The sequence below is a fragment of the Acidovorax sp. Root275 genome (assembly GCF_001428965.1).
Classification (GTDB): domain Bacteria; phylum Pseudomonadota; class Gammaproteobacteria; order Burkholderiales; family Burkholderiaceae_C; genus Acidovorax; species Acidovorax radicis.
In genome coordinates this window covers 1,717,265-1,738,523 of record NZ_LMJH01000001.1, presented here as the reverse complement: position 1 = coordinate 1,738,523, position 21,259 = coordinate 1,717,265, and the positions used below count along the sequence as shown (strand labels likewise).

The 21,259-nt window shown below is 64.0% G+C and carries 21 protein-coding genes and 1 tRNA gene; 12 read left to right on the top strand and 10 right to left on the bottom strand.

Annotated elements, in window-relative coordinates; all coding sequences use genetic code 11:
- Positions 1-145: 145 nt before the first annotated feature.
- Positions 146-1,207: an aldo/keto reductase gene (locus ASE52_RS07740; RefSeq protein ID WP_010465818.1), complete on the top strand. Its 1,062-nt coding sequence runs from the start codon at positions 146-148 to the stop codon at positions 1,205-1,207.
- A gap of 97 nt (positions 1,208-1,304) precedes the next feature.
- Here the strand turns inward: ASE52_RS07740 and ASE52_RS07735 are convergent, their stop codons facing one another.
- Together ASE52_RS07735 and ASE52_RS07730 are read right to left on the bottom strand one after the other, a co-directional pair.
- The gene (locus ASE52_RS07735; RefSeq protein ID WP_057225304.1) at positions 1,305-2,726 is read right to left on the bottom strand and encodes a M20 family metallopeptidase; all 1,422 of its coding nucleotides are present in this window, start codon (positions 2,724-2,726) and stop codon (positions 1,305-1,307) included.
- 19 nt (positions 2,727-2,745) lie between these two features.
- Positions 2,746-3,744 (bottom strand): tripartite tricarboxylate transporter substrate binding protein, encoded by a 999-nt coding sequence (locus ASE52_RS07730; RefSeq protein WP_057224931.1) that lies wholly within the window; start codon positions 3,742-3,744, stop codon positions 2,746-2,748.
- A gap of 175 nt (positions 3,745-3,919) precedes the next feature.
- Here ASE52_RS07730 and ASE52_RS07725 point away from each other — a divergent pair, with 175 nt between their 5' ends.
- The 3 genes from ASE52_RS07725 (at position 3,920) to plsY (ending at position 6,153) form a co-directional block, all read left to right on the top strand.
- The gene (locus ASE52_RS07725) at positions 3,920-4,879 is read left to right on the top strand and encodes a LysR family transcriptional regulator (protein WP_057224929.1); all 960 of its coding nucleotides are present in this window, start codon (positions 3,920-3,922) and stop codon (positions 4,877-4,879) included.
- A 69-nt stretch (positions 4,880-4,948) separates the two neighbouring features.
- Positions 4,949-5,440: an aminoacyl-tRNA deacylase gene (locus ASE52_RS07720; protein ID WP_010465814.1), complete on the top strand. Its 492-nt coding sequence runs from the start codon at positions 4,949-4,951 to the stop codon at positions 5,438-5,440.
- 47 nt (positions 5,441-5,487) lie between these two features.
- Positions 5,488-6,153: a glycerol-3-phosphate 1-O-acyltransferase PlsY gene (gene plsY, locus ASE52_RS07715; RefSeq protein WP_010465813.1), complete on the top strand. Its 666-nt coding sequence runs from the start codon at positions 5,488-5,490 to the stop codon at positions 6,151-6,153.
- Positions 6,154-6,220: 67 nt separating this feature from the next.
- On the opposite strand, the gene ASE52_RS07710 is transcribed toward plsY, so the two are convergent.
- The 3 genes from ASE52_RS07710 to ASE52_RS07700 all read right to left on the bottom strand — a co-directional run bounded on the left by ASE52_RS07710 (position 6,221) and on the right by ASE52_RS07700 (position 8,552).
- Complete coding sequence (locus ASE52_RS07710) at positions 6,221-7,243, bottom strand: HD domain-containing phosphohydrolase (protein ID WP_010465811.1); 1,023 nt, start codon at positions 7,241-7,243, stop codon at positions 6,221-6,223.
- 29 nt (positions 7,244-7,272) lie between these two features.
- Entirely contained in the window at positions 7,273-7,920 is a 648-nt protein-coding gene (locus tag ASE52_RS07705; RefSeq protein ID WP_140426156.1) for a retropepsin-like aspartic protease, read from the bottom strand.
- Positions 7,921-8,066: 146 nt separating this feature from the next.
- Positions 8,067-8,552, bottom strand: a complete 486-nt coding sequence (locus ASE52_RS07700; protein ID WP_008906652.1) for a YajQ family cyclic di-GMP-binding protein — start codon at positions 8,550-8,552, stop codon at positions 8,067-8,069.
- 73 nt (positions 8,553-8,625) lie between these two features.
- Here ASE52_RS07700 and murB point away from each other — a divergent pair, with 73 nt between their 5' ends.
- On the top strand, positions 8,626-9,699 hold the full coding sequence (murB, locus tag ASE52_RS07695; RefSeq protein ID WP_057224925.1) for a UDP-N-acetylmuramate dehydrogenase: 1,074 nt from the start codon (positions 8,626-8,628) through the stop codon (positions 9,697-9,699).
- Positions 9,700-9,879: 180 nt separating this feature from the next.
- Here the strand turns inward: murB and ASE52_RS07690 are convergent, their stop codons facing one another.
- Complete coding sequence (locus tag ASE52_RS07690; protein WP_057224923.1) at positions 9,880-10,545, bottom strand: hypothetical protein; 666 nt, start codon at positions 10,543-10,545, stop codon at positions 9,880-9,882.
- A 392-nt stretch (positions 10,546-10,937) separates the two neighbouring features.
- Between ASE52_RS07690 and ASE52_RS07685 the strand changes: the two genes are divergently transcribed.
- Complete coding sequence (locus tag ASE52_RS07685; protein ID WP_057224921.1) at positions 10,938-12,038, top strand: helix-turn-helix transcriptional regulator; 1,101 nt, start codon at positions 10,938-10,940, stop codon at positions 12,036-12,038.
- Positions 12,039-12,169: 131 nt separating this feature from the next.
- Here the strand turns inward: ASE52_RS07685 and argG are convergent, their stop codons facing one another.
- The 4 genes from argG to ASE52_RS07665 all read right to left on the bottom strand — a co-directional run bounded on the left by argG (position 12,170) and on the right by ASE52_RS07665 (position 15,231).
- Positions 12,170-13,513 (bottom strand): argininosuccinate synthase, encoded by a 1,344-nt coding sequence (gene argG / locus ASE52_RS07680; protein WP_057224919.1) that lies wholly within the window; start codon positions 13,511-13,513, stop codon positions 12,170-12,172.
- Between the two features lie 71 nt (positions 13,514-13,584).
- Positions 13,585-13,902 carry a pyrimidine/purine nucleoside phosphorylase gene (locus tag ASE52_RS07675; RefSeq protein WP_010465797.1) on the bottom strand — a complete coding sequence of 106 codons (318 nt, stop codon included), beginning with the start codon at positions 13,900-13,902 and terminating at the stop codon, positions 13,585-13,587.
- Positions 13,903-14,053: 151 nt separating this feature from the next.
- Complete coding sequence (locus ASE52_RS07670) at positions 14,054-14,710, bottom strand: glycine zipper 2TM domain-containing protein (protein ID WP_057224917.1); 657 nt, start codon at positions 14,708-14,710, stop codon at positions 14,054-14,056.
- Positions 14,711-14,844: 134 nt separating this feature from the next.
- Positions 14,845-15,231 (bottom strand): arsenate reductase, encoded by a 387-nt coding sequence (locus ASE52_RS07665; RefSeq protein WP_057225302.1) that lies wholly within the window; start codon positions 15,229-15,231, stop codon positions 14,845-14,847.
- A gap of 48 nt (positions 15,232-15,279) precedes the next feature.
- On the opposite strand from ASE52_RS07665, the gene folC reads away from it, so the two are divergent.
- The 6 genes from folC to ASE52_RS07635 all read left to right on the top strand — a co-directional run bounded on the left by folC (position 15,280) and on the right by ASE52_RS07635 (position 21,246).
- Entirely contained in the window at positions 15,280-16,605 is a 1,326-nt protein-coding gene (folC, locus tag ASE52_RS07660; RefSeq protein ID WP_057224915.1) for a bifunctional tetrahydrofolate synthase/dihydrofolate synthase, read from the top strand.
- A gap of 33 nt (positions 16,606-16,638) precedes the next feature.
- Positions 16,639-17,472, top strand: a complete 834-nt coding sequence (locus ASE52_RS07655; RefSeq protein WP_010465790.1) for an SPOR domain-containing protein — start codon at positions 16,639-16,641, stop codon at positions 17,470-17,472.
- A gap of 22 nt (positions 17,473-17,494) precedes the next feature.
- On the top strand, positions 17,495-17,983 hold the full coding sequence (locus ASE52_RS07650; RefSeq protein ID WP_057224913.1) for a CvpA family protein: 489 nt from the start codon (positions 17,495-17,497) through the stop codon (positions 17,981-17,983).
- A gap of 79 nt (positions 17,984-18,062) precedes the next feature.
- A complete protein-coding gene (gene purF / locus ASE52_RS07645; RefSeq protein WP_057224911.1) occupies positions 18,063-19,565 on the top strand; it encodes an amidophosphoribosyltransferase in 1,503 nt (500 codons plus the stop codon).
- A 118-nt stretch (positions 19,566-19,683) separates the two neighbouring features.
- Positions 19,684-21,105, top strand: a complete 1,422-nt coding sequence (gene gltX / locus ASE52_RS07640) for a glutamate--tRNA ligase (RefSeq protein ID WP_057224909.1) — start codon at positions 19,684-19,686, stop codon at positions 21,103-21,105.
- Positions 21,106-21,170: 65 nt separating this feature from the next.
- Positions 21,171-21,246 (top strand) — tRNA-Ala (locus ASE52_RS07635).
- The last annotated feature ends 13 nt before the right edge of the window (positions 21,247-21,259 follow it).

The window sequence follows — 21,259 nt, the reverse complement described above, 5'->3', positions numbered from 1 at the left end:
GCTTTGGCGTTCGCTTGTACCATCGCCGTCCGGGCTTGCTACCGCACTGGCTGCAGCTGCCTGCGCTGCGTGTCTTCTCTTCACGCGGCTGCAGGGTGTGTGGTCCATTTTTGCCGCTTTTTTCGTCTTCTGGAGCTTCTACCGCATGAACAAAGTCCCCTTGGGTCAGAGTGACCTGCTTGTCACCCCCATCTGCTTGGGCACCATGACGTTTGGTGAACAGGTCAATGAAGCCGATTCGCATGCCATCCTGAGCCGTTCGCTGGAGCGGGGCGTGAACTTCATCGACACCGCCGAGATGTATTCGGTGCCCGCCAAGGCAGAAACCTTTGGCGCCACGGAAACCATCATCGGCAATTGGTTTGCCAAGAACCCCGGCGCCCGCCAGAAGCTTGTGGTGGCCACGAAGGTGGCAGGCCCCTCGCGCGGCATGCCCTGGGTGCGTGAGAACAAGGGCATGTCGGCCAAGGACATCGTCGCCTCTTGCGAAGGCAGCCTGCGCCGCCTGCAGACCGACGTGATCGATCTCTATCAGATCCACTGGCCTGAGCGCCATGTGCCCGCTTTCGGCAATCTGTATTACGACCCTTCCAAGGAAACCTCCACCACCCCGATCCACGAGCAGCTGGAAGCGCTGGCCGGGCTGGTGAAGGCGGGCAAGGTGCGGTACATCGGTCTCTCGAACGAGACGCCCTACGGCGTGCACGAATTTGTGCGCCTGGCCGAGCAGCATGGCTTGCCCCGCGTGGCCACCGTGCAGAACCCGTATTGCCTGATCAACCGCACGTGGGAAAACGGCCTGGATGAAACCTGCCACCGGCTGGACGTGTCGCTGCTGGCCTACTCGCCGCTGGGCTTTGGCCTGCTGACGGGCAAGTACGACGAAAGTGGCATCACCGGCCCTTCCGCTCCCCAGGGCGCACGCATTTCCACGTATGAATCCGTGCGCAAGCAGCGCTGGGGTCGGCCCGAGGCGCTCACGGCCTCGCGCCGCTACAACGCCCTGGCCCGCGCCAACGGCATGACGCCCACGCAGATGGCACTGGCGTTCTGCTACACCAAGTGGCAGGTTGCCAGCACCATCATCGGTGTGACGTCGGTGGCGCAGCTCGATGAAGACCTGGCCGCATGGGGCACCACGCTGTCGCCAGAGGTGCTGCAGGCGATCGATGCCATCCGCTGGGAGCTGCGCGACCCGGCATTGTGAAGCCCCCCTGAGTCGCTTCGCGCCATCCCCCCAGGGGGACGCCCCCAGCGCGGCGGGGCGTCCCTTGCGCGGGGGCACTGGCCGGGCCGCGCCACTTTCAGGCGCTGGTGGTCGTGCTCAGCGCGCCTTCCTTCCACGGCACGCCGTTGGTTTCACCCAGGTCCCAGAACAGCCCGGCCATCACGGCCAGGCCTTCGCGCGCCACGGAGGCCAGCAAATGTTCGTTGGGCGCATGCTGCGCGCAGGCCGGGTACGAGTGCGGCACCCACAGCGTGGGCAGGCCGAGCTGGTCTGCAAAGATGTCGTTCGGCAGGGAGCCCGCCAGGTTGGGCAACAGTGTGGCTGGCTGGCCCGCGCTGGCTTGCAGGGACGCCAGGGTCCAGTCCACCCAGGGGTTGTGCAGGTCCAGCCGAGTGGCACCACACTCCATGCCGATAGAGATATCCACCTGACTGAAACCGTGCGCGTCCAAGTGCTCGCGCAGCGTGGTTTTCACGTTCTTCCAGTCGGTGCCCACCACGAAGCGCAATTGGCAATGTGCCGCCGCCTGGGAGGGAATGGCATTGACCGGCCGCTGCGCATTGCCCGAGCCCAGTGCCAGCACTTCCAGCGTGTTCCAGCCCACCAGCTGCTCCGCAGGCGTGAGGCCGGGTTCGCCCCAGCCGGGGGTGAGCGCAGGGTCATCGGCACCGGTGCCAATGGCCACGTCTTTCAGGGCCGTACGCAGCTTGTTGGGCACGGAAGGTGGCAGCAATCCCTTGACCAGAATGCGGCCCTTGGCATCGACCAGGGTGGCCAGCGCATGCGTGAGCACGGTGGCGGGGTTGGCGAGCACGCCGCCCCAGTTGCCCGAGTGGTAGGCCTTGTCGCGGCTGCGTACCGTGAGCGAGAAATTGATGGCGCCGCGCGAGCCCAGGAAGAGGGTGGGGCGCGCCGCGCTCACACGGGGGCCATCGCTGGCCACAAACAGGTCGGCCTTCAGTGCCTCGCGGTGCTGTTCGCAGAAGGCGCCCAGGCCGGGAGAGCCGGCCTCTTCGCCCATCTCCATGAGCAGCGTGACGTTGTAGCCCAGACGGCCCTGGCGGGCCTCCAGCGTGTGTGCCAGCGCCGCAAGGCTGACGGTGTGCTGGCCCTTGTTGTCGGCGGTGCCACGGCCATACCAGCGTTCGCCTTCGATGGTCAGCTCCCAGGGCGACAGGCCTTCGCGCCAGGCGCTGTCCTGGCCGTTGACCACATCGCCATGGCCATAGGTCATCACGGTGGGCAAGGCGGGGTCTTCCACCCGGCGTGCCAGCAGCAGCGGGCCTCCCCTGGGGTCGGTGTTGTCGAGCACCTGGCAGTCGAAACCCAGTGGCTCCAGCCAAGGCACGATTTCATCGGTCAGGTAGGCGCGCAGCGTGGGGGGGACCTGTCCTGTGTCGCTTTCGGTGCGCCAGGCCACGCGGCGGCGCAGGTCGCTGGCAAAGCGGCCATCGTCGAAGTAGCGGTGGACGTTCTGGATCAGTTGTTCTCGGTTCATCATGGTCTCCTTGCGGGGTTCACTCCACCACGATCTGTGCGCGGTGGGCGAGCGCGCGGTAGCGGCCGATCTCGTCTTCCATGGCGGCGTGCATGGCCTTGGGGCCCACAAACACGGGCTCCATGCCCTGGGCTCGGATCTGGTCCTGCAGCTGGACATCGCGCATGGCGGCCTCTACTTCCTTCATCAGTTTGTCCACGATGGGCGCGGGCGTGCGCGCAGGGGCTGCCACGGCGTACCAGCCGTCAAAGGCTGCGTCCGGCAGCTTCAGCTCCCGCACAGTGGGAATCGACGGCAGGGCGCGGGCGCGCTCGTTGCCCGCGATGGCCAGTGCGCGCAGCTTGCCCGAACGCACATGGGGTGCGGCGCTGGCCACGGTGTCGATGGCCATCTGGATCTCCCCGCCGATCAGCCCCATCATCGCCTGTGCGCTGCCACGGTAGGGCACGTCCTGCAGGCGCACGCCCGCGGCCTGCTCCAGCAGCGCGCCCACCAGGTGCGGGGCCGAGCCCGAGCCGAACGTGGCGTAGTTGACGGTTTTGGGTGCAGCCTTGGCCGCAGCCAGCAGCGAGGCCAGGTCCTTGTGGGGCGAGGCGGCACTGACCACCACCACCAGCGGCGCACGCGCGATGATGGCCACGGGGGCCAGGTCTTTCAGCGGGTCGTAGGGCAGTTTGGGGCGCAGCGCGGCGTTGACGGTGTAACTGGTCGAGCCGGACACCAGCAGGGTGTAGCCGTCGGGTTCGGCCTTCACCACGCTGTCCGTGCCGATGATGGTGGAGGCGCCGGGCTTGTTGTCGATGACCACGGGCTTGCCCAGTCGGGTGGACAGCTTCTGGCCCAGCGCACGGGCGACGGCGTCGGTGCCGCCGCCGGGCGGGAAGGGCACGACCAGGCGCACCGCGCGCTCGGGCCACGCCTCGGCGGGCGCAGCCGTCTGGGCAAGGATGGGAGTGCTGGCGCTGGCGAAGGTGGCCAGGACGGCAGACAGCAAAGAGACTCGGACAAGGCTTTTCATGCAGGCTCCAGAGGTTGAGGCGTGGGGTGGTGGCGGCTCCGGCGCAAAGGCGACCGCTGGCACACGCTGCCATGGGTGAATTGGAGCCTTAAACCCTGCAAGATGGGAGCCGGTTTACCATTGCTTTGGATAGAGATTTTGCAACTGACCGTTGCCTTTTTGTTCAAGGTGCACCATGCCCGTTTCACTGCTCAGCCTGCCCTTGCGCTACTTCCTGGAAGTGGCGCGCACCGGCTCCGTCAACCAGGCGGCGCAGCGCCTGCACGTGGCCGCATCGGCTGTGAGCCGCCAGCTTGGGAAGCTGGAAGACAGCCTGGGCGTGGTGCTGTTCGAGCGGCAAGCCCGTGGTATGGCGCTGACCGAAGCGGGCACCCGGCTGCTCGCCCATGCCACGGCACACGACGCGCAGGCCACGGAGCTGGTAGAGCAATTGCAAGGGCTGTCGGCCCAGGAGGCCTTGCGCGTGCGGGTGGCCTGCACCGAAGGGTTTGCAGCGAGCTTCATGCCGCTGGTGATGAGCACGTTTCGGCAGATGCACCCCCAGGTGCAGCTGCAGTTGCTGGTGGACGTGCCGCAGGAAGTGTCGGCCCTCGTACAGCGCGGAGACGTCGATCTGGCGCTGAAGTACAGCGTGGCGCCCGAAAAGGGCTTGCAGGTGCTGCACTCGGCCATTGCTCCCATCTACGCCATCATGCCCGCGCAGCACCCGCTGGCCCGCCAACGCAGTGTGAGTGTGGCCGATGTGGTGCGCTACCCGCTGCTTCTGGGCGCTACTGGCATCACGGGCAGGCAGTTGTTTGACCTGAGCTGTGCGGTGCAGGGGCTGCGTTACGTACCGGCGGTGGAAAGCAATTTTTCCTCCGCGCTGCTGCCGCTTCTGGATGGGCAGGATGTGGCGCTGGCCAGCTACCTCACGGCGGCGCGCTGGGTGGAGGCGGGCCTGCTGGCGGCCCGGCCGTTTGACGAGGCGCAGTTGCAGCAGCGGCGCCTGCAGGTGCTGGCCGTGGAGGGGCGGACGCCGTCGGCGCTGGTGCAGCAGTTCACACAGGCGCTGGTGACTGCTATCGAACAGTATGGCAAGCGCAAGGTAGGGCGGCGCAAGACCTCCGTGGGGCGGGTCACCAAACCTCCGTGATTCTGGTCGACCTCATAGGCGATCGGGTCTCGCGAGTGGATACCATTCACCCCCTATCCGGATCGCACCATGGCCAAGAAAGAACACGTCTCCGAGACCCAAGCCACCCAGTTGCTCAAGGCGAACAAGGTGGCGTTCACCGAGCACCCCTACGAATACCTGGAGCATGGCGGTGCTCTGCACAGCGCCGAGGTGCTGGGCCTCGACCCCTTCACCGTCGTCAAGACCCTGGTGATGCAGGACCAGGATGCCAAGCCCTTGCTGGTGCTGATGCATGGCAACCGCAAAGTCTCTACCAAGAATCTCGCTCGACAGATTGGCGCCAAGTCGGTAGAGCCTTGCGCCCCCGAGGTGGCCAACCGCCACAGCGGCTATCTGGTGGGTGGCACATCGCCGTTTGGCACACGGCGCGCGATGCCGGTATACATCGAAGAGTCCATCCTCGCGCTGCCGCAGATTGCCATCAACGGCGGCCGGCGGGGATTTTTGGTGCAAATCGATCCGCAGGTATGTGTGCAGTTGCTGGGTGCCAAACCTGTGCACTGCGCGCTGGCAGAATAGGCCGCCACGGCAGACCGTCCGCCGTCCCCTGATATTGAGGAGTTGCTTTGACCGCCGTGTACCCCATCCTTGCCGCCGTGGCAGCCTATTTACTGGGCTCGCTGTCATTCGCCGTCATCGTGACGCGTGTGATGGGCCTGAGCGATCCGCGCACCTACGGCAGCAAGAACCCCGGCGCCACCAATGTGTTGCGCTCGGGATCCAAGGCTGCGGCCATCGTGACGTTGCTGCTGGATGCCGTGAAGGGCTGGCTGCCCGTTGCGCTGGTGATGTGGTTTGGCCACCCTTATGGGCTGGAAGACGGCACCGTGGCGATGGTGGGGCTGGCGGCATTTCTGGGTCACCTGTGGCCTGTGTTCTTTCGTTTTGAAGGGGGCAAAGGCGTGGCTACCGCGCTGGGCGTGCTGCTGGGCATCAGCGTCTGGCTGGGACTTGCCACGGCTGCCACCTGGCTCATCATCGCGTTTTTCTTCCGGTATTCGTCCCTCGCTTCGCTGGTGGCTGCCGCCTTCGCGCCGGTGTATTACCTGTTGGTGGATGGGGTGGTGTGGTATGCCGAGGGCACGATTGCGGCCTCCATAATCGTGATGGGCATGCTGCTGGCCTGGCGCCACAAGCAGAACATCCAGCGCCTCATCGAAGGCAAGGAGTCGCGCCTGGGCAGCAAGAAGGCCAAGCCGGACGCTGGGGGCAAAGGCAAGCCGGCAAAGTAGCGGCCTGAACCGGGGGCGGGCAGCGCCGCGGCGCGTTGCCTGCGGGGCACGTTCCGTCTGCGGGCTTCTACAGTGAACCCGGTCCGGAAATCAGCCCGCGGAGCCCGGCGCTGTGCTGGGCGGCATACAGCCCCAGTCGCACCATGGTGCGGTGGTTGAGTTCCAGGCTCACGGCCGAGCGGGCCAAAGCGGACTGGATGCGTGGTTTTCCCGTGGCCGTCTGGTACAGGCTGGGTTGCGCATGGTGGGTACCGGTACGGTCCAGCAGGCTGGCAACCAGGGGGTGGTTGGCCTTTTCGCTGCGACGCAGCACGATGGCGGTTTCGCCGTTGTCCAGCTTCACAAAGGTGCCCGGCGGGCACAGGCCAATGGAACGCACCAGGGTGTAGCTCACCTCGTCGTGCTGATCGATCTCCTGCCCGACGATGGCGCGCACCGAGTCGGTGGCGCTGCGGCCCGCGCGGGATTTGCGCGGGCTGATCATGGCTGCGTAACGGTCGATGGTGCCCAGGATGCGTGTGAGACGGTCTTCAGGCTCTTGGTTGGCCAGTGGCACACGGTCGGCCACGGTGGCATGGTGCTGCCCCACCACGTCCAGCCAGAGTGTGTCGTTGATGAACAGGCGCTCCAGCAGCATCATGCTTTCTTCCGGATGGCTCTTGATGGCCTCCTGCTGGGCGGGCGTGGGGCGTTCGCGTTGTTCGGCCAGCTCGTCCTGCAGGGCGGTCATGCCGATGTTCATGGTCAAGGCCGCACGCACCAGGCTGTCACGTTCCCGGGGTGGCACGTGCAGCTCGTGCGCCATGATGTGGCACAGGGTGCCGCACACCAGCGCGTGGGAGGCGCTGTAGCCCACGGTGGACGTGGACGCCAGCTGGAACATGAGGTACAGCGCCGCGTCGATATCGTGCGCCACCAGGTCCTGCAGCCAGCCATCGAACTGGCGCACCTTGGCAGCGAAGTCCTGCACCTGCAGCGGCCGGGACAGCAGCACCGATAGCGCCGATTCCAGGTCTGACCACAGGCCCAGCAAGTCCTCGTATTCGCCTTCGGCGTGGTGTGGGGTGCCGGTGGAGTGGTGGGCAGACATGGCAGGCAGTGCGTGTGGGCCAGGCGCAGTTAATTGCGCTTTTCCAGCACCATCTGGTCGTTGATGCGGGTCATCTGGAACTCGGTCAGAAAGCTGTTGCCCAGCAGCACATAAGGCATGGGCTGCGGGGTGATGATGGCCTCGACCCCGAACACCTCAACATCACCGATGCGCACCGAGTCGAGCTTCATGCGCCACCCTTGCGCCACACCATTGGCCGTGTTCATGCGCACGGGCTGGCCGTTCTGGTAGTTGAGCCCCATGCGCTCGGCGTCCTGGCGCCCGATGGCCACGGTAGATGCACCGGTGTCCACCATGTACTGCATGACACGCCCGTTGATGGTGCCGCTGTTGATGAAATGTCCCCGGCTGTCGGCCATCAGCACGACACGCTTGCCGCTTCCTCCCCGGGCGCCAACGCTCACTGGGGCCTCGCCCAGCCGCAGCACGCGCCGCGCGCCTTTGACTTCGACGGTGGCTTCATCCGCCGTGATGGCGAGGACCTTCACGCCTTTGTATTCGTCGCCCGCACCCAAGGCACGCGGTGGGTTGGCGTCCACCACCAGCAGGGCCTTGCTGCCCAGCATGCCTGCCAGCGCGACTGCCTGGGCGCTGGCCCAGGACGGAGCCAGACACAGAGCGGCCAGCACCCATGCGAGAACAGAGTTGGCACCCATTGCGCTACGCACCGCCCGCATCCCCTGAAACCGGCGTGGCCCAAGCCAGTGCCACCGTGGAACTGGCTTTGCCAGGCCACGGGTGGCGTCAACCTCCCGAAGGAGAGGGGGAAGGCGCCGAAGGCGACTCAGGGGGTGCTTCATCGTCAATCGCGGAAATTGTCGAACGACAGGGGTACATCGGTCACATCCTTGCGGATGAGCGCCATGGCGGCCTGCAGGTCATCGCGCTTGGCGCCGGTGATGCGTACCTTGTCTTCCTGAATGGCTGCCTGCACCTTGAGCTTGCTCTCCTTCATGAGCTTCTGGATCTTCTTGGCCAGCTCGCTCTCGATGCCGTTGCGCACCTTGATGACCTGCTTGACCTTGTCGCCGCCCATTTTCTGCACATCGCCCATGTCCAGAAAACGCACGTCCACGTTGCGCTTGGTGAGTTTGTTGCGCAGCACGTCCTCGATCTGGGTGAGCTGGAAGTCGGCGTCGCCGATCAACGTGATGTCTTTGTCCTTGATCTCGATGCTGGCCGAAGTGCCCTTGAAGTCGAAACGGGTGCCGATTTCTTTGGCGGTGTTTTCGACGGCGTTTTTCACTTCAACCAGGTTGGCTTCGCAGACGGTGTCAAAAGATGGCATGGCGGCTCTCAATCTCAGGGAAAACAGGTGCAAATCGCAGGGGCCCGAAAGGCTGAGTGCGACAATCGGGCCAATGGTAGTCGAGAAAAACGCCCCTTTGCAGCCCTGGAACACCTTTGGCATTGCTGCGCGCGCCCAAACCCTGGTGCGTGTGCGCTCCGTGTCGGATCTGCAGGCCGTTCTGGCCGATGGCGAGCTGGCTCCGGCACCCAAGTTTGTGCTGGGCGGCGGCAGCAACATCATCCTGACCGGTGACGTGAAGCCTGTAGTGCTCAAGATGGAAATCAAGGGCCTGCGGCTGATCGAGGAAACCCCCAAGGCCTGGATCGTGGAGGCGGGTGCGGGCGAGGTCTGGCACGACGCGGTGGCCTGGACGCTGGCGCACGGGTTCCCGGGGCTGGAGAACCTGGCGCTGATCCCCGGCACCGTGGGGGCCTCGCCCGTGCAGAACATCGGCGCCTATGGCGTGGAGCTGCAGGACCGTTTTGAGTCGCTCGATGCCGTCGATCTGACCACCGGCCAGCCGTTCAGCCTGGATGCCGCGCAATGTGGCTTTGGTTACCGCGATTCCGTCTTCAAGCATGCGCCCTCCGAATCGCTGGACGGCAGTGGATTGCCGCGCGGCATGGGGCTGGCAGGGCGGGCGGTGATCACCCATGTGCGCTTTCGGCTGCCCAAGCCCTGGAAGCCCGTCCTGGGCTACCTCGACCTGGAGCGCCGCCGCGCCGAGGCGGGCGTGGAGCACCCCAGCGCCCAGCAGATCTTTGACTGGATTTGCGACATCCGCCGTGCCAAGCTGCCCGACCCCGCCGTGGTGGGCAACGCGGGCAGCTTCTTCAAGAACCCCACGGTGTCGCCCGACCAGTGTGCCGACATCATCGCGCGCGAGCCCAAGATCGTGCACTACCCCATGCCGGACGGCAGCATCAAGCTGGCGGCGGGCTGGCTGATCGATGCCTGCGGCTGGAAGGGGAAATCCATCGGCAAGGCCGGGGTGTACGAAAAACAGGCCCTGGTGCTGGTCAACCGGGGGCGGGGCGGCGACAGCGTGACGGGGGGCGAGGTCATGACGCTGGCCAAGGCCATCCAGACCAGCGTGTACGAACGCTTTGGCATCCGGCTGGAGCCGGAGCCGGTGGTGGTGTAGGCCCGCTGGATTGATCTAATTGCTATATTTTTTATATCAATTGATGCTTTTCTTTCAAGCGCTACAGCCCGCAATGGCATGTGAATCCTTGATGACTTGTCTTTCTGCAGTCTGGGGCAAGGGCTGCGTCCCATCGAGATTTGCCGTTATCGCTTGTAGTTAAAGCGCTGGTGAGCTTTTTTATCGGGCGGTTCTGCGCCGGGTACGAAGCGCTACGCTTAGCAAGCCTGTGGCGGTGAGCAGCAGGGCAATAGGGTTGTCCACTGGCACCGCGTGCAGGTTGCCGGGGCCTCCGGGTGCCAAACCGGGTTGAGCCCAACTGGTGTTGCTGTCTGTGCTCCCGGCAGCTTCGCTGATCGTGCATAGGTCGCCCCCGGGCACAGGAGCGGTGGCCAGGCATATGACGTTGTGGGAGCTGCCAGACGTGGTGTTCACCGAGTCGAGGCGCACGTTGCCGCCTACGTGTGGTCCAGGGCTCTGCCAGCGTACGGCGACCAGCTGAAGCGAGGTCAGCTGGCCACTGGCATCGGTTGTGGCTCGGGCAACGATCAATTGGACGAGGGGGTCGCCGCTGGCATAGGTGGTCAGCCCGTCGAACGCCGAGAACGTGGCGACGTCGGTGGTGACGTCGGTGTCATTGAGATTGGGCGCTAGTGGCAATGCCGTGGTGAAGGTAGCTACAGGTGCCATGGCGGCTGTGAAGTTGCCGCAGTTGCCGGCGCTGCACGGGGCGGTGAAGTTATGCAGACTGGCCGGATCGTAGGCGTTGCCGGTGAAGTTGTAGGTGGCGGCACTGGCGTGGGCGGCCAGTGCAAGTGCAGCCAGGGCCAACAAAGTTTTTTTCATAAGTAATGACATCTATAGCTTGTGATTCAAGCGCCAGCTGCTAAGGTTTTGACGTGGTTTTGTGTTGTGTCGAACACGTCCCCGGTCATTGCGATTCAGCGTGACGATGGCGGTGTACAGCGAGCACGCTGGGCTGAAGGCGTGCGACCCAAAATGGGAAGGCGGTTTTCAGCAGGGATCGGACCATGTATGGGGCAAGATTTCTGCGGGAAATGGGAATGGACGCGAAGCAAAGGTCAGCTGCTGGGTGAGATGGCCTTGCGAAGCTCACAATCCAGTGTAGGAGCCGCCGCCGCGCGGCGCCCCACCCCTCGGGGTGGGGCTAACCGCCAGACGGTGTGGTAGGTTGCCGATGCCGCGTTCCCGCCCACACAGCCCCACCACCACCCTTCATGCCCCTTCCCCGCACCCACCAGCAAGCCATTGCGCGACTGCAGCAAATGGCCTGCCTGGATCTCAACGGGCCCCTGCTCATCGAGCCCGTGTTGCACGAACTGCACCGCATCATTGACTTTGATACCGGCGGGTATTTCTATCCTGGCACGGATGGGGGGCTGGATGCGTACATCGAGCCTTCCATCGCACGCGGGTGCATGCACACCTATTTCGACCCGCAACTCATGGCCACCGAACAACAGGTGATACGCCGCAGCGCGCACGATTTCGCTGCCGCCGTGCGCGGCGACCATGGAACTCAGGTGATGGAAGAGCTTTTGAAGGTGCCCATGGCGCAATTCATGCGCAGCGATTTCTACAACCTGGTGCTGCGGCCCGCTGAATTGCTGGACTGCCTGAGCCTGGTGCTGCGCACGCCGCAGGGCCAGGGTGTGGGTGCGCTCAAGTTGTACCGGCGGCCCGGGGCAGCGCGTTTTGCCCCCGAGGACGTGGCCATGCTCGGACGGCTGGAGCCCTGGTTGGCGCGGACCTTACAGCTTGGCGAAATGGATACCGAAGACAGCGTGCTGCACGACAGCGCCGTGCTCATCACCACCCCAGGGGGGCAGTTGCTGTGGACCTCGCCGCAGGCCGATCAGCTGATGGCGCTGGCCTTTGGACCGCGCTGGTACCGCCGCACTGAACTCCCCCCCGCGCTGCACACGCTGCTGCAGCGTCTGCAATCCGCGCAGCGGCTGATCCACGGCGGTCCGGCACCGGCGGTGCCGCAGTTGGAATTGCACAATGCAAGTGGCTGGTTTTTGCTGCGCGCCACGCAGATGACCGCTGCAACGGGCCAAGGGCACGCGATCAGCCTCCATATCACCCAGCGGGCTCCGCGTGTGGCCCGGCTTCTGCCCGCGCTGCGCACGCTTGGCCTCCCGCAACGCCAGCATGAATTGGCCTACTGGCTGGTTCGCGGCCTCCCGGAAGATCAGATCGCGGCCCGCATGGGCATCAGCGCGAATACCGCGACCTACCACCGCCGGCAGATCTACACGCGGCTGGGCGTACAGAACCGGCAGGAGCTGCAGGATTTCTTTTTTGTTCCCCAGTGAGGGGGTGGTGGTGGTGCAGTGGAGCCGGTTTTTCTGGGCGACAAAAAAACCGCCCGGCCGGAGGGCGGGGCGGTTGCTCTGTTTTTAATAGCTTGTAGCGCCTGTCAACAAAGCGCTAGAGGCATTTTTCCCTATTTTTTGCTGCCGTCGTCGCCCAGCTGCGCCAGTGCCGCGTTGCCACCCAGTGACAGCAGGCCGGCGCGCGAGTACACGCCCAGCTTGTCGCGCGTGTCCGAGATGTCCAGGTTGCGCATGGTCAGCTGGCCAATGCGGTCCAGCGGGCTGAACGGCGCGTCTTCCACCTTTTCCATCGACAGGCGCTCGGGCGCATAGGTCAGGTTGGGCGATTCGGTGTTGAGCAGCGAGTAGTCGTTGCCGCGGCGCAGCTCCAGCGACACGGTGCCGGTCACGGCGCGCGCCACCCAGCGCTGGGCGGTTTCGCGCAGCATGATGGCCTGGGGGTCGAACCAGCGGCCCTGGTACAGCAGGCGGCCCAGCTTCAGGCCGTTCATGCGGTACTGCTCGATGGTGTCTTCGTTGTGGATGCCGGTCACCAGGCGCTCGTAGGCGATGTGCAGCAGCGCGAGGCCCGGGGCCTCGTAGATGCCGCGGCTCTTGGCTTCGATGATGCGGTTCTCGATCTGGTCGCTCATGCCCAGGCCGTGGCGGCCGCCGATGCGGTTGGCTTCGAGGATCAGCTCGACCGGGTCGTTGAACTCGACGCCGTTCAGCGCGACTGGCTGGCCTTCTTCAAAGCGAACCGAGACTTCCTCGGCCTTGACGGCGACTTCTTCCTTCCAGAACGCCACGCCCATGATGGGGTTCACGATGCGGATGCCGCTGGACAGGAACTCCAGGTCCTTGGCTTCGTGCGTGGCGCCCAGCATGTTGCTGTCAGTGCTGTAGGCCTTCTCGGCGCTCATCTTGTAGCCAAAGCCGGCCTGGGTCATGAACGCCGACATCTCGGCGCGGCCGCCCAGTTCGTCGATGAACAGCTGGTCCAGCCAGGGCTTGTAGATCTTGAGCGACGGGTTGGTCAGCAGGCCGTAGCGGTAGAAGCGCTCGATGTCGTTGCCCTTGAAGGTCGAACCGTCACCCCAGATGTTGACGTCGTCTTCCTTCATCGCGGCCACCAGCATGGTGCCGGTCACGGCACGGCCCAGGGGCGTGGTGTTGAAGTAGGTCAGGCCGCCGGTGGAGATGTGGAACGCGCCGGCCTGCAGGGCGGCGATGCCTTCGTGGGCCAGTTGCGTGCGGCAGTCCACCAGGCGGGCTTTTTCAGCACCGTATTCCATCGCCTTGCGGGGGATGGCGTCGTAGTCGGGCTCGTCAGGCTGGCCCAGGTTGGCGGTATAGGCGTAGGGCACGGCGCCCTTGAGCTTCATCCAGTGCAGGGCTGCGCTGGTGTCCAGGCCGCCGGAAAATGCGATGCCGACCTTTTGGCCGAGGGGGAGGTTCTGGAGGATGGTTGCCATGGAATGCTTGTCAAAAATGATAGCTGCTTGCGCTTTATGGATAAGCGCTAGAGGCCAAAAATAATCAAATTTCAGCCGAAATGGCAGATGTAGTGGTAGGCCTCGGTCACACGGATGTCGAACTTCGAGTTGCCGGGCACGCTGAATTTTTCGCCCGCCGAGGACTTCACCCAGGCGTCGGTGCCAGCCAGCTTGTATTCGCACGATCCGGCCACGCATTCCATGATCTCAGGCGCGCCGGTGTTGAAGGTGAGCGTAGCGGGCAGCACCACGCCCACCGACTTCTTTGTGCCATCGGCAAAAGTGATGCCGTGGCTCACGCACTTGCCGTCAAAGTACACATTGGCCTGGGTGGTGACGGACACGCCGTCGATTTTTTCGGTGGTCATGGGTGCGCTGGATAAGGTAGGAGGAAACCCGCGATTTTAGGGCAGGGGGGCGGCAACCTTGTCGGCAGGGTCCCACTAAAAATCCCCCATCTGCGGATTGCCCAAGCAAAAGAGCCCCGAAGGGCTCTTTGCAATGGCAATTACCGGTGGCTTAGCGCCAGTAGGGATTGCGGTGGTGCGGGTAATACGGGCGGCTGTCGTAGCCGTACTCGATCACCGTGACGGGTGGCGTCACATAGGTGGGTTGCTGCTGGTAGACGGGCTGCGGAGGGTAGGTCGAGGTCACCACACCAGGCTGGCTGTAGACGCCCTGCGAGGCGTAGGGGTCGGGTTGCGTGGAATAGGTTTGACCTGCAGGCTGCACGCTCAAGGGAATCCAGCGGCCTGGGTCGGTCTGGGTGCGGGTGGTGTACTGGCGCCCCGCGTATTCATAAACCACGTCGTAGCCCACCGTGCGGTTGTCGTAGTAGGTCTCGGTCGTGCAGCGTTGCACGTTCTGGTACTGCGGCTGGCCGCCTTCGATCTGGTTGCCGATCACGGCGCCACCGATGAGGCCAATGGCTGTGGCGGCGGCGCGGCCGCTGCCCTTGCCGATGGCGTTGCCGGCAGCACCGCCTGCGATGGCCCCCACCACGGCGCCAGCGCCGCTGGTGCGGTTGCCGCTGTACACCGTTTCATTGCCACACACCTGCTGGGGCGTGGCAACCTGCTGAACGATGGGGGTGGCTGAGAGCACACGGCCCTGCTCTTGGGCACTGGCCATGGTGGCGATGGCAGCCATTGCGGAAAAAATGACGATCTTTTTCATGGAGAGACTCCTTACGGGTCGGTATATAACGCACCAGACTGCAGAAAAGTTTAGGCCCGCACGGTCAATTCAGGGCCTGGTCGCCGTAAATCTGCGTAAAGATTTGTGCAATTTCTCCGGTCTGGGCGCTTGATTCAGGCGCCTGCAGCCTCGTTCATCCAGATTTGCCACTGATCGGGCGCAAAGCCGACGGAGATGTGTGTCTGGCCACCATGCTGCCACTCCACCACCGGGCGTTTGATCACGCTGGGCTGGGCTTGCATCAGGGTACTGGCACTTTCCTCATCCTGGACGGCCGCCTGTGTGTCAGATTCGAGCTTGCGCCAGGTGGTTCCCTGGCGATTGACCAGCTTTTCCCAGCCGGCGGCGGACATCCAGTCGGGCAGTCGGGCAGCGGGAACGCCCTGTTTCTTGAAATCATGGAACGCGTGGTCCAGCCCCTGCGCGGTGAACCAGGCGCGGGATTTCTTGACGGTGTCGCAGTTCGGAATGCCGTAGACGGTGATGTGTGAGGTTGTCATGCCGCGCATCATCCTCGAACTTGTGGCTGGGCGACAATCCCGCCCTGTATGCATACCAAAATCCACACCCTGGAAGGCTGGCTCCGCCATTGCGAGCAGCTTCATCCCCGCAACATCGACATGGGGCTCGACCGTGTCCGCGAAGTGGCACGCCGCATGGCGCTGCGGTTTGATTGCCCTGTGATCACGGTGGCGGGGACCAATGGAAAAGGGTCCACCTGCGCCATGCTGGAAGCCGTGGCGCAGCAGGCGGGCTACCGCACGGGCGTGTACACGTCGCCCCACCTGGTGCATTTTGAAGAGCGGTGCCGCGTACACGGCGAAATTGTGTCTGCTTCTGATTTGATAGCGCACTTTGAGGTGGTGGAGAGCGCCAGAACCCAAAATGGTGATGAAGTCTCCCTCACGTACTTTGAGTTCACCACGCTGGCCATCCTGCGTCTCATGAGCCATTCGCGGCTGGACGTGGCCATCCTGGAGGTCGGGCTCGGCGGGCGCCTGGATGCCACCAACATCATTGATGCCGACTGCGCCATCATTACCAGCATCGACATCGACCACACCGAATTCCTCGGGCCGGACCGCGAGAGCATTGGCCGGGAAAAGGCCGGCATCATGCGTACAGGCCGCCCGGTGATCGTGGGTGACCCCATGGCGCCTCAGAGCATCATCGACCACGCGCTGGAAATCGGGGCCGATCTGTGGCGCTTTGGGAAGGACTTCAACTTCTCGGGCGACAAGCAGCAATGGAGCTGGGCAGGGCGGGGCCGCCGCTATGCGGGGCTGGCCTACCCGTCGCTGCGTGGTGCCAACCAGCTGATCAATGCCTCGGGCGTGCTGGCTGCGCTGGAGGCCCTGCGCGAGCGCATTCCGGTCACGGCCCAGGCCGTGCGCAATGGCTTGGCCCTGGTGGAACTGCCGGGCCGGTTCCAGATCGTGCCCGGGCAACCGACGCTGGTGCTGGATGTTGCGCACAACCCGCATTCGGTGGCCGCGCTCACGGCCAATCTGGATGCCATGGGGTTCTTCCCCACGACACACGCTGTTTTTGGCGCCATGGCCGACAAGGACCTGGGCCCCATGTTGGCCAAGGTGGGTCCGCTGGTGGACCGCTGGTACTTCACCAGCCTGCCGACCCCGCGCGCCGAGACCGCCGCAGTCCTGCAGCAGAAGTGGAACGCAGTGCAGATGGTCGCGGGCGGGCGCCGCGACGTCACCTCCACCCTGCATGCAGACCCCATGGAGGCCTTGCAGGCCGCGGTCGCTGCCGCAGACCCGGCTGATAGAATCGTGGTCTTTGGCTCGTTTTACACGGTGGGTGGTGTGCTGATCAACGGAATACCTCGCCTGCACGCCAAACATCTGGGCCAATAGACAGGTTCTGAGGTCCGAACGAGTCGTTATTCCATGGCATTTTTCAAGTTTCGGTGGCCCGGTCAGGGTGAACAAGCGCAGGCCGAAAAGCCGTCCAAGCGACCGCGGGCCCCGCAGGCCGAGAGCATCGAGGTGATGCGTCGCCGGGCCCGCCATCGGCTGATCGGCGCAGCGGTGCTGGTGCTGGTCGGGGTGATCGGCTTTCCCATGCTGTTTGACACGCAACCTCGGCCCATTCCGGTGGATATTCCCATCGAGATACCGGACCGGAACAAGGTGGCCCCTCTGGTGGTTCCCGCGCCGGTGGCAGACGCGCCTGCGGCCGCCAAGCCTTCTACCCCACCTTCCCAGGAAGTGGCAGCCGCCCCGCGCCCCGCGCCCCAGCGCAACCACAGCGCGGTGGGCAATGGCCTCGCGGATGGCGAAGAGTTGGTGCAGGGATCGCGCCCCGCCGCATCCAGGCCCGCTCCTTCCGCACCTGCCAAGCCTGACGCAAAGCCGGAACCGAAACCAGAGCCCAAGCCGACTGCGCCTGCTGATCCCAAGCCCGTGCAGCGCCCGGACGAGGCTGCCCGTGCGCGTGCGTTGCTGGAGGGCCGGTCGGCAGAGCCTGCCGCTGCTTCCGCCAACGCGGAAGACGGCCGGTTCATCGTGCAGGTGGGAGCTTTTGCGGATGCGGACAAGGCCCGTGAGGCTCGCACCAAGGTGGAGCGTTCCGGGATGAAAACCTATACCCAGGTGGTGGACACCAAAGATGGCAAGCGCACGCGGGTTCGTGTGGGGCCATTCACCAGCCGGGCAGAAGCGGACAAGGCTGCGGCGCGCATCAAGGCGCTGGACCTGTCAGCCTCCGTCCTGACCCTGTAAACCACCAAGGGCTGCCTGCACCATGGCTGCACTCGACTGGATTTTTGTCGCGGTGCTGCTCGCCTCGATGCTGATAGGCGCCTGGCGCGGGCTGGTGTTTGAGGTGTTGTCTTTGTTGGGGTGGGTGGTGTCTTTTTTTGTGGCGCAATGGTTTGCTCAGGACGTGGCGGCGTTGCTGCCCATGGGCGAATCGGCAGATTCTTTGCGGTATGCCGCAGGTTTTGTCGTGGTGTTTGTTGCGTCGGTGTTTGCTTGCGGATTTGTGACCTGGCTGGCCAAGAAGCTGGTGGATGCCATTGGCCTGCGGCCCGCAGATCGCACGCTGGGCGCCGCCTTCGGGGTATTGCGTGGGGTGGTTGTGCTGTTGGCCGTGGCTGTGGTGGTAGGCCTCACGCCCATGCGTGAAGCCCTGTGGTGGCAGGAGTCCCAAGGGGCTCCGGTGCTGGCCGAAGTGCTCAAGGGCTTGAAACCGGCGTTGCCGGACGAATTTGGAAGGCATCTGCCTTCTTGATAGCGATGCGGTGGCGGCCAGAAGCCGTTGCCGCTTGATTGCCGCGGGGCTGTTCCCGCAAACGGATGGAATACAAACTATGTGTGGAATCGTCGGCGTCGTCAGCCCAGCGCCCGTCAATCAGCTGATCTATGACGCCTTGCTGCTTTTGCAGCACCGCGGCCAGGACGCAGCCGGCATCGTGACCCAGCAGGGCCGCAAGTTTTTCATGCACAAGGCCAAGGGCATGGTGCGCGACGTGTTCCGCACCCGCAACATGCGTGCGTTGCCAGGCAACGTTGGTTTGGGCCAGGTACGCTATCCCACGGCGGGCAATGCCTACAGCGAAGAAGAGGCGCAGCCGTTTTACGTCAATGCCCCCTTTGGCATCGTGCTGGTGCACAACGGCAACCTGACCAATGCCCGTGAGCTGCGCGCAGAGCTGTTCCTGACGGACCACCGCCACACGAACACGGACAGCGATTCTGAAGTTCTCCTGAACGTGTTCGCGCATGAACTGGAGCGTGCCACCCGCGGTGTACCGCTGCAGCCTGAAGATGTCTTCACCGCGGTGCGTGCGGTGCACAAGCGCATCAAGGGCTCGTATGCAGTGATAGCGCTGATCGCGGGCCATGGCCTGCTGGCCTTCCGCGACCCGCACGGTATCCGCCCGCTGGCCATGGGGCGCAGCCAGGATGGCACCGTGATGGTGGGCAGCGAATCGGTGGCGCTCGAGGGTACCTCGCAGGTATTCGAGCGAAACATTGATCCGGGTGAAGCCATCTTCATCACGCTCGATGGCAAGGTGCATTCCCGCCAATGTGCAGAAAACCCGCAGCTCAATCCCTGCATCTTCGAATTTGTGTACCTGGCGCGTCCCGACTCGGTGCTCGACGGTATCTCGGTGTACCAGGCCCGCTTGAACTTGGGCGAGGCCCTGGCCAAGCGCGTGGTGTCCACTGTGCCACCCAATGAAATCGACGTGATCATTCCGATCCCGGAGTCCAGCCGCCCCAGTGCCACGCAACTGGCGCATCTGCTGGGCATCCCGTACCGTGAGGGCTTCGTCAAGAACCGCTATGTGGGCCGGACCTTCATCATGCCGGGGCAGGGCGTTCGCAAGAAGTCTGTGCGCCAGAAGCTCAATGTGATTGGCAGCGAATTCAAGGGCCGCAATGTGCTGCTGGTGGATGACTCCATCGTGCGTGGCACCACCAGCCGTGAGATCGTGCAGATGGCGCGCGACGCTGGCGCCCGCAAGGTGTACCTGGCCAGCGCCGCGCCGCCGGTGCGTTATCCCAACGTGTACGGTATTGACATGCCCACCAGCAGCGAACTGGTGGCCCATGGCCGCACGGTGGAGGAGATTCGCCAGGCGATTGGCTGCGACGCACTCATCTATCAGGATGTCGACGGCATGAAGAAGGCCGTGGGCGCCCTCAACAGCGCCATCGTGGGGTTTGATGCATCCTGCTTTGATGGTGTTTATGTGACCGGCGACATCACCGCCGAGGGCATCGCCAGCCTGAACGAAGGGCGCGTGGGAGCGGAAGAGGGCGAGGAAGACACCTCCCGTCTGGCGCTGCCGAACGCCCAGGTGTAGGGGGTTGGTTGCCGCAGATCGCTTTTTCCCTGAAGGCGATCTGGCGGCAGGCTTTGCTACCGCTTTCTGGATTGATTGAACTTTGAAGCTGGCCCCGAGAGGGCCAGAACTTATTGACATGACTGAAACCACTGCTTCCAGCGCGGGCCGCGTGCGCACCCGTTTCGCCCCGTCTCCCACGGGCTTCATTCACCTGGGCAACATCCGCTCGGCGCTGTATCCCTGGGCGTTCGCGCGGGCCACGGGGGGCGATTTCATCCTGCGTATCGAGGACACCGACCTGGAGCGCTCCAGCCAGGCTGCGGTGGATGTGATCATCGAAGGCATGGCATGGCTGGGTCTGGATCATGACGAGGGCCCGTTCTATCAGATGCAGCGCATGGACCGCTACAAGGCCGTTCTGGCAGATCTGCAGGCCGCTGGCCATGTGTATCCGTGTTACATGAGTGTGGCGGAACTCGACGCCTTGCGCGAAAAGCAGATGGCCGCCAAGGAGAAGCCCCGTTATGACGGCACCTGGCGGCCTGAAGATGGCAAGACCCTGCCGCCCGTGCCCGCCGATGTGTTGCCCGTGCTCCGCTTCAAGAACCCGCAGGGTGGAGTGGTGGCCTGGGAGGACAAGGTCAAGGGCCGCATCGAGATCAGCAACGACGAACTCGACGACCTCGTGATTGCCCGCCCGGACGGCACGCCCACCTACAACTTCTGCGTGGTGGTGGACGATATCGACATGGACATCACCCATGTGATCCGCGGCGATGACCACGTGAACAACACGCCGCGCCAGATCAACATCTTCCGCGCGCTGGGCAAGGAGCCGCCGGTGTACGCCCACTTGCCGACCGTGCTGAACGAGCAGGGCGAGAAGATGAGCAAGCGCAACGGCGCCAAGCCTGTCACGCAGTACCGCGACGAGGGCTACCTGCCCGACGCCATGGTCAACTACCTGGCTCGCCTGGGCTGGAGCCATGGCGACGACGAGATCTTCAGCCGCGAGCAGTTCCTGCAATGGTTCAACCTCGACCACCTGGGCCGCAGCGCCGCCCAATTCGATGAGGCGAAGCTGCGCTGGGTCAACGCCCAGCACCTCAAGGCAATGGCCGATGATGCCCTGGCCGCACTGGTAGCCCCGCAGCTGCAGCAGAGGGGGGTATCGGCCGAAGCGCTGGCAGATGGACGGCTTGCGCGGATTTGCGCCTTGTTCAAGGATCGGTGCGACACCACAGTGGCGCTCGCCGACTGGGTCCATGTCTTCTATGGCGAAGTGACGCCCGTGGATGCAGAACGCAGCCAGCATGTCACCGAAACCATTGCTCCCGCACTGGATGCGTTGGCCGATGCGTTGTCTGCCTGCGCATGGGACAAGGCCTCCATCAGCGCTGCGTTCAAGCAGGTGCTCGCCAGCCAAGGCCTGAAGATGCCCCAGCTTGCGATGCCCGCGCGGGTTCTGACCGTGGGCACGGCCCACACGCCGTCGGTGGATGCGGTGCTGGAATTGGTCGGACGTGAAAAAGTTGTAGCGCGTTTGCGAAACCGCTGAAAATCTGTCTATAATTCAAGGCTCAGATGATGACAACAAACACAGTGTGGTTGGTGTCATTAAGTGGGGGTATAGCTCAGCTGGGAGAGCGCTTGCATGGCATGCAAGAGGTCATCGGTTCGATCCCGTTTACCTCCACCAAAGTTTGTTATCG